The sequence below is a fragment of the Craterilacuibacter sp. genome (assembly GCF_051659485.1).
GTDB lineage: Bacteria > Pseudomonadota > Gammaproteobacteria > Burkholderiales > Chromobacteriaceae > Craterilacuibacter.
On sequence record NZ_JBOFOO010000243.1, the window covers coordinates 1 to 1569 of the forward strand.

The 1569-nt window shown below is 60.4% G+C and carries 1 protein-coding gene and 1 pseudogene; both read right to left on the minus strand.

The window, feature by feature from the left end:
- A partial coding sequence (locus tag ACRC1E_RS08515; protein ID WP_438514672.1) for a ribonuclease catalytic domain-containing protein occupies nt 1-1088 on the minus strand: 1088 nt, incomplete at its 3' end.
- A gap of 140 nt (nt 1089-1228) precedes the next feature.
- Nucleotides 1229-1569 (minus strand): annotated as a pseudogene (locus ACRC1E_RS08520) (DeoR family transcriptional regulator); the annotation flags it as partial.

Sequence of the window (1569 nt, forward strand, 5' to 3'; positions counted from 1 at the left end):
AACAAGGGCTCCAGCGTGTGGTGACGCAGGTTGGCGGCGATTTCGACGTTCTCGATACGGTTCTCGTAGCCGACGATTTCAAACTCGGGCGTCACCTCGACATACAGGCTCAGCGCAGGACAGGGCTTGCCCTCATCCAGCGTAAACGCACTGACTACATCATCCGGCAGCATGGTGATCTTGGAGCCGGGGAAATAGACGGTAGACAGGCGCGAGAACACCAGCTTCTCGATATCGGAGCCGGGCTCCACCCCCAGCGTCGGCGCGGCAATATGGATGCCGACTTTCTTGTTGCCGTTCGGCAGCTCGCTCACCGACAGCGCGTCATCGATCTCGGTGGTGGCGGCATCATCGATAGAGAACGCCGCGACACCGGCTGGCGGCAGATCGGCAGGTGCCTGCGCCGGCGTGTATTTGCCGAAGCCTATCCCCTTGGGGAAGCACTCCATCTCGAAGCCGGCCATCAGGTAGGCCGGCACCGACGGAATGCCGCCCACGGCACGCGCCAGTTTCAGCGGCGGCAGGCCGCTGGCTTTGCTGGCGGCATCGAAGGCCTTGTACTCCAGCGTATTCTTGTCCGGGCGCCATAACAGGCTCATCAAATGCGAGCGGATGGCATCGGGCAGGCGTTGCGCCTTCATCTCCTCTACCCAGGCGTCAATCTGTGCCTGTTCCCGCTTTTTCTTTTCAATGCCGGCCAGCGCCGCAGTCAGCGCCTCTTGCGGCGCGGCCTTGAAGCGCCCCTTGCCCTTCTTGTAAAAATACATGGGCGCACTGGCGAGCGTCATCACCGTCGCCGCCAATTGCAGCGGCGTCGGTTTGGCACCCCAGTATTCGACGGCTAGCGCATCGAAATCGAATTCATCGCTACCGGCGACTTCCCACAGGAAGTCGAGCTCCAGTTCGCCGGCCAGCACATGCGCTTCATCCAGAAAGCTGGAAAGCGGGCTGGAAAACTCGAGCAGCACATTGGCCTGCTTGAGCTTGACGCGTTTGCCGTGCTGGGTATCGACCTGCAGGCTGGCGTCGGTTTTGGACACCACGCTGCCTGTCTTGAAGCTGCCGCTTTCTTCGTAAAAAACGTTCATATCAGGCACAGGGGGCGAGACGCCCGTCATTAAAGATAAAGAGGCGGGATTATAACAGGGGGCGAGAGCCGTAGCGGGAATGAAAACGGGGACAGCGGCCGCACAGGATGCGGCGGCTGTCCCCGTGAGCTGGTCTGCGCTTAAGCGGTCGCCAGCTGCAAGTCGACGTTGTGCTCCTGCAGCATCTTGCTCAGCGCCGCCGGTGGAACCGCATCGGTAAACACCGCATGGAATTCACTGATATGACCCATGCGCACCAGGGCATTACGGCCGAACTTGCTGTGATCGACGGCGAGGAACAGATGGCGGGCATTGGCCATCATCGCTTGCGCCACCCGTACTTCACGGTAATCGAAGTCCAGCAAAGAGCCATCAGACTCTATCCCTGCCGCACCGATCACCGCATAGTCGACCTTGAACTGGTTGATGAAATCCAGTGTCGCCACCCCGGTAATGCCGCCATCGGAAGCGCGCACCACAC